This window comes from Streptomyces sp. NPDC048643 (assembly GCF_040650615.1).
Taxonomy (GTDB): Bacteria; Actinomycetota; Actinomycetes; order Streptomycetales; family Streptomycetaceae; genus Streptomyces.
In genome coordinates this window covers 55042-61498 of sequence record NZ_JBEZHO010000056.1, presented here as the reverse complement: position 1 = coordinate 61498, position 6457 = coordinate 55042, and the positions used below count along the sequence as shown (strand labels likewise).

Annotated in this window: 4 protein-coding genes; 2 read left to right on the top strand and 2 right to left on the bottom strand. The window is 71.3% G+C overall.

Annotated features, from left to right (window positions below):
- Positions 1-118 precede the first annotated feature (118 nt).
- Positions 119-1144, bottom strand: coding sequence for an aspartate-semialdehyde dehydrogenase (locus tag AB0C62_RS35845; RefSeq protein WP_362980487.1), 1026 nt, complete (start codon positions 1142-1144; stop codon positions 119-121).
- Positions 1145-1448: 304 nt separating this feature from the next.
- On the opposite strand from AB0C62_RS35845, the gene AB0C62_RS35840 reads away from it, so the two are divergent.
- Positions 1449-1976 (top strand): sigma-70 family RNA polymerase sigma factor, encoded by a 528-nt coding sequence (locus tag AB0C62_RS35840; protein WP_362980485.1) that lies wholly within the window; start codon positions 1449-1451, stop codon positions 1974-1976.
- Between the two features lies 1 nt (position 1977).
- A complete protein-coding gene (locus AB0C62_RS35835; protein WP_362980483.1) occupies positions 1978-2790 on the top strand; it encodes a hypothetical protein in 813 nt (270 codons plus the stop codon).
- Positions 2791-3000: 210 nt separating this feature from the next.
- On the opposite strand, the gene AB0C62_RS35830 is transcribed toward AB0C62_RS35835, so the two are convergent.
- Positions 3001-6309: a S8 family serine peptidase gene (locus AB0C62_RS35830; protein ID WP_362980481.1), complete on the bottom strand. Its 3309-nt coding sequence runs from the start codon at positions 6307-6309 to the stop codon at positions 3001-3003.
- Between the last annotated feature and the right edge of the window lie 148 nt (positions 6310-6457).

Sequence of the window (6457 nt, the reverse complement as noted above, 5' to 3'; positions counted from 1 at the left end):
CAGTTCGGACAGTTGTCCCGCCGGCCAGCCGGTGTTGCCGGTGAAGGTCACCCGGAGATAGCGGGTCGCGGTGCCGGTCAGGCCCCCGCCCTCCCGAACCATCCGGTGGCCCGGAACGTCAGCCCTGGCGGTCCTTCAGCTCGGCCGCGACCAGCTCCGCGATCTGCACCGCGTTCAGCGCGGCGCCCTTGCGGAGGTTGTCGTTGGAGACGAACAGCGCGAGGCCGTGCTCGGCGGTCTCGTCCTGGCGGATGCGGCCGACGAACGACGCGTCCTTGCCGGCGGCCTGGAGGGGCGTCGGGATGTCGGAGAGGACGACGCCCGGGGCGCCCGCGAGCAGCTCGGTGGCGCGCTCGGCGGAGAGCGGGCGCGCGAAGCGGGCGTTCACCTGGAGGGAGTGGCCGGAGAAGACCGGGACACGCACGCAGGTGCCGGAGACCTTGAGGGCGGGGATCTCCAGGATCTTGCGGGACTCGTTGCGGAGCTTCTGCTCCTCGTCGGTCTCGTTCAGGCCGTCGTCGACGACGGAGCCGGCGAGCGGGAGCACGTTGAACGCGATGGGCCGCTTGTAGACCTGCGGCTCGGGGAAGTCGACCGCCTCGCCGTCGTGGGTCAGCTTGTCGGCCTCGGCGACGACCTTGAGTGCCTGGCCGTGCAGCTCCGCCACGCCCGCGACGCCGGAACCGGACACCGCCTGGTAGGTGGCGACGACGAGCGCCTCCAGGCCCGCCTCCTCGTGCAGCGGCTTCAGGACCGGCATCGCGGCCATCGTCGTGCAGTTCGGGTTGGCGATGATGCCCTTGGGGCGGTCGGCGATCGCGTGCGGGTTCACCTCGGAGACGACGAGGGGCACCTCGGGGTCCCTGCGCCAGGCGGAGGAGTTGTCGATCACGACGGCACCCTGCGCGGCGACCTTCTCGGCCAGCGCCTTCGAGGTCGCGCCGCCCGCGGAGAAGAGCACGATGTCCAGGCCGGAGTAGTCCGCCGTGGAAGCGTCCTCCACCGTGACACCGTCGACGACCGTCCCGGCCGATCGGGCCGAGGCGAACAGGCGCAGCTCGTCGACCGGGAAGTCCCGCTCGACGAGGATCCTGCGCATGACTGTGCCGACCTGACCGGTGGCTCCGACGATTCCGACCCTCACGGCGACTCCCTTTGCGTGCGTTTTACGTGGTCCAGCGTTTCCATCATGCGTCTGACCCGGGCCCGCGTGTCCAATCCTTTCGCCGCGCCGTCCGAGGATCGGGACGCCTGCACGGGGCTTCGGGAGCCCGATCCTGCGGCGGCCGGACCCCCGGGTACGAAGAAATCGTCCCGGGACGAAGGGGAACCACAAGCCGTACGGTGTGGGCCCCGTCATGGTTTCCGGTCCGGTGTGACGTACGACTCGAAGTGGGCCGAACGTTTCGGCCCGCACCGGCGTCCTAGGGGAAACGCGGGAGGGGAGGGTGGCTGTGCTGCGCAGAAAGCCACGCCGCGCACCGGGGGCGGACGACCCCCTGGACGCGGCGCAGGAACGCCGGGTGCGGGCCGTGCTCGCGCTCGGCGGGGTGCCCCAGGCGGACCTGCCGGACGGGGTGCAGCAGGTACGGCTGCGGCTGCTGGAGCGCGCGGCCAAGGGGGACGAGGCACCGCGCGACGTGTCCGCCTGGGCGGCCGTCGTCGCCTCGAACCTGGCGATGGACTGGCACCGGGCCAAGCGCCGGCAGGAGCGGATCGGTGAACGCCTCGCCTCGCTGCGCCAGTTGGAGCAGCCCTCCGACGAGGAGTCCAGCGTGCTCGCGCTGGCCGTCGCACAGGGCCTGGACGAACTGCCGGACGCCCAGCGCCAGGTCGTGGTCCTGCGGTTCTACGCCGATCTGCCCGTGCGCGAGATCGCCGACGAACTCGGCATACCCGAGGGCACGGTCAAGAGCAGGCTGCACACGGCGGTCCGCGCGCTGCGCGCCCGCCTGCACGAGGACGAGGTGGTGTGACGTGGCCGAGTACGAAGGGGTCGACGCGCTGCTGGCCGCGATCACGGACGCGTCACTGCCCCAGGGCGCCCGCGACGACGTCGTGTTCATGGCCGAGCACCGTGCGGCCCGCGAGGACGTGGACATGCTCCGGGAGCAGCTGATCGTCATCGGGGACGCTCTGGCGGCCCCGGGGACCGGCAGCGAACCCGCCGACGCCGCCAAGAAGTCCGGGAAGCCGAGGAAGGCGAGGACGGCTGAGAAGTCCGGGAAACCGGCCGGGTCCCGGACGTCCACGGCCACGGGGAGGCCGGGGGAGGGCCCTGCGGGGAGCGCCCCGGGCCGCTCCCGGCGGCGCGGCGCGTTCGCCGTCGGCGCCGGTGCCCTCGCGGCGGCCGCGGTGGCCTCGCTGGTCGTCGGCATGGGCTGGCTGGTCGCGCAGGGCGGGACCGGAGCGAACGACGCCGCCAGTGACGCCAAGGCGGACCAGGGCGCCGGGAGTCTGCTCAGCGCGCCGGGCTACATCGCCTGCTCCCGGCTCATCGCCGAGGGCACGGTCGCCCGCGTGAGCCAGGAACCCGGCACCGGGCAGGACCGGATCACCCTCGACGTCTACCACTACTACAAGCCGGCCAAGGGCGAGAAGGAGGTCAGCTTCCTGATGGAGCGGGACGTCTTTCCCCGCCTGCACAAGGGCGACGAGGTGCTGGTCGGCATCCCGCGGCACGCGGCCGGCCCCGACATCTGGACCACGGGGGACGAGGCCATCGCCCGCGAGCGCTCCTGGATCGTCAAGGCACTGCCCGAGTCCCGCGGTCTGAAGTGCGAGGAGTGAGGGTGGCCCGTCCCGCCGACGGTGACGGGCGGCCCGGCCCCCGACGGTTACGAGTGACCGGCCCACGACCGTGACGGGTGGCAGGGGCGCGCACAGTGACGGGTGGCACGGGCCGCGCGGAGGGGCCGCGGCACACACGAAAGGGCGGGCGCCCGTCTCCGGACGCCCGCCCCGTGCCCGTACCGCTCACGCGGCCGGAGGCCTACGCCGTCACGGCGTGACCTTCTCGATCTTCACGCTGCCGGTGCCCGCGACGGTTCCGCGCGCGTTCACCAGCTGGACCTGACCGAAGAACTCGCGACCCTCGGGCGCGGCCGCGGCGGCGGTGACCGAACCGGACACCGTGGCCGAGGCACCGGTGGCGAGCTTCACCGGGGTGGAGTCGTCGACCGTGACCGTGCCGAGCGCGCCGGAGAAGAACACGTCCAGGTAGTCGTACGCGGTCGAGCCCGACGGGACCGAGTAGCCCGCGACCTCGACGGTGTACGTGCCGGCGGCGGGGGAGGCGATGGAGACGGCCTCCTCCGAGTCACCGTCCGCGGACTGCCCGACGACCGTCCCGGCGGCGTCGTACACCGTCAGGTCCAGGTCGGCGGCGGTGTCCGAGACGTTGCCGATGGACACGTCGAGCGACGCGGCACCCGCGGGCACCTCGACGGTGGTGGTCTGCGTCGCGCCGTCGGCGATGGTCGGCCGGGTGCTCTTCGAGGAGCCGAGCGGGCCGCCCTTGAGCTTGCCGTCGATCGCGGCGAAGTTGTTCGTCACCTTCCAGGAGGCGGTGGACGGGACGCCCACCTTGGCCTCGGGGACGGTCACGACCGCCGGGTCGAACGCCGCACCGAGCACGGCGACATCGAGCTTGTACGGGTTGTCGAGCAGCGGCGAGGTACGGCGCGCCTCGACCTCGATCTCCCAGACGCCGGCCTGCGGGTCCGCGTACGAACGCACGTCGGGCTTGCAGCCGTTGCCGTCGAGGTAGTTGTTGTAGCAGTACGGGGTGCCGGTGTCCTCCACCGGAACGCCGTACGGGTGGATCGAGATGAACCGGGTCTGGCTCTTGTCCTTCAGCCCGCCGATCGCGACCTCCAGCGCGGAGGCGCCCTCGGGGACCGTGACGAAGTAGGACGTGGTGCTGTTGCGCTGCACCGAACCCGACGCCTTGTAGGTGTACTTGACCGGCGCGGAGACGACGACGGTCGACAGGATCTGCTTGTCGACGCCCTCGGTGCGCGGGTCGTCGACCTCGAGGATCGCGCTCTTGAGACCGGCCGACCGCGGGGCGGCCTGGACCTTGACGGTCACCGGCTGGTTCAGCGGGAGCCTGACCTCGTCCGAGCCGACGATGCGGAAGGTGTTCTCGGCGTTGTTCTCGAAGTACAGCTCGTGCCGGATCGCCCGGTCCTCACCGGACGTACGCGTGACGGTGATGTCGTACGTCCTGCGCTCGCCCGCCTTGAGACCGCCCTCGCGGTCGTAGAGGCCGGTGCCGAAGCCCGGCGTCTTCAGCGCGTAGTCGATCGCGGTGTCGACCGGCGCCTTCACGGCGTAGTCGTGGGCGGTGGCGCCGTCACGGATCGAGTCCCAGGCGTCGGGGATGTTGATGAGCCCCGCACCCTCCTCGTACGCCTGGACACCCTTGATGTGGTCGGCGGTCGACGTCAGCGCGGTGCGCAGGGTCGCCGGGGTGAGGTCGAGGCCCTTCTGCTTCGCGGCGCTGATCAGCAGGGCGGAGGCGCCCGCGGCCTGCGGCGACGCCATCGAGGTGCCCTGGAGCATCGAGTAGCCGGCCGGCAGGGTGTAGCCCGCCTCGGCGACCGGGGAGCCCGGCAGCCAGGTCTGGGTGGAGTTGATGGAGGCGCCGGGCGCGCTCAGCGTCGGCGCGAAGCCGCCGTCCTCACGCGGGCCGCGCGAGGAGAAGGGCAGCATCGCGTACTTCTTCTCCACCTGCGAGCCGTAGTTGGAGGCCCAGGTGTCCTTGGAGATGGTCGCGCCGACCGAGATGACCTTGTCGGCCAGGCCCGGGTCGCCGATGGTGTTCGCGCCGGGGCCGGAGTTGCCCGCGGAGATCACCAGCTGGACGCCGTAGGTGTCGATGAGACGCGTGTAGAGCTCGCTGCGCGCGTTGTTGCCGTCGTTGAGCGCCGGCAGTCCGCCGATGGACATGTTGACGATGTCGACGCCACGGTTGGCGACGAGGTCGATCATGCCCTCGGTGAGCGCGACGTTGGTGCAGCCGCCGGTCCAGGTGCAGGCGCGCGAGGAGACGATCTTCGCGCCGGGCGCCGCGCCGTTCATCTTCCCGCCGAACAGGCCGTTCGCGGAGGTGATGCCCGCGACGTGGGTGCCGTGCTCGGACTCGATGACGCCGATGTTGACGAAGTCGCGCTTCTGGCCGACCCAGTCGCCGCCGTACGGGTCCATCGGGACGTCCTTGCGGATCTCCACGACGAAGGGCTGGCGCTCGACGACGTCCGTCGCCGGGTTGTCGGTACCGAAGTAGCCGATCTGGAAGCCGTCCTTGTACGGCTTCATCGGCTTGTCGTCGGTGAAGTCGCCGTTGTTGTTCAGGTCGACGGTCACCGTGCCCGCCGCCGGGTCGTAGAGCACACCCCAGACGTCGGTCGTGTCGCCGTCGCGGTTCGCGTCGCCCTTGGCGTCACCGCCGGCCGTCACCGACTCGCGGAAGGTGCTGATCTCGTAGGAGCCCGCCGGCGCCGTCCACGTCCGGCCGCTGTACGTGAAGGTGGGCCCGGCCACGGGCGTGATCATCGGGCGCCACGTCGCGTCGCTGTCGAGGATCGGGTCCGTCGAGGTCACCCAGTCGACGATCTTGCGCTCGCCGGTGGTGGTCTTCTGGAGCGCGGGGTGGCCGAGGTCGACCCCCGAGTCCAGGATGCCGATGGTGACCCCGCGGCCGTCCGCCTTCGGGTGGTCCTTCACGAAGTCGACGGCACCCGTCTCGAAGGACGGGTTGTACGGGTTCTCGGCGGGGGTGTTCTTGCCGGGGGCCCGGTACGTGGTGGCCGTCGCGGTGTTGCTGCCGTGCTTCGCGGTGTCGGCGCTCGGCGTCGGGTCGTCCAGCGCGATCTCCTGGCGCAGATCGATCCCGTGCACCGAGGACAGTTTCGCGGCGGCGGCGATGGCCGCGTCCGCCCGGCCCGTCGGGACGGTCGCCCGGACGTAGCCGAGCTTGTCGTAGGTACGGCCCACCGAGCCGCCCTTGACCGCGTCCAGCTGCTCGGCCACCTGCTCGGTCCTGCCGGGAGCCGTGGCGATCATCATCGTGACGTTCTTGTCGCCGTTCGCCTTGGCCTCGGTGAGGAGGTCGGCGTCGCTCGAACCGAGCTTGGCGGCGGCTGACTTGGTGCCGGGGTCGGCGGTGGGCGCACCCGGGTCCGCGGAGAAGGCCATGGGTATCGGCCCGGCCGCGGAGAGCGCGGCCACCAGGCCCGCGGCCACGGCAATGCGGGCCACGCGTCTCGCGCCCGATATCGGGGCGCGCTGAGGGTCGGAGATCATCTGCATCCCTTGTAGGTAAAGGAACGAGCGTGGAGCGGCCGGTTCCGGCAGTCGATTCGGGCCGGTCGCGTCAGTCCGGTATGTGAACCCGGATGACCGCTCAGCTTTACCTAAGGGACAGTTGTTTGGGGAGAGTTGACCGATGCGG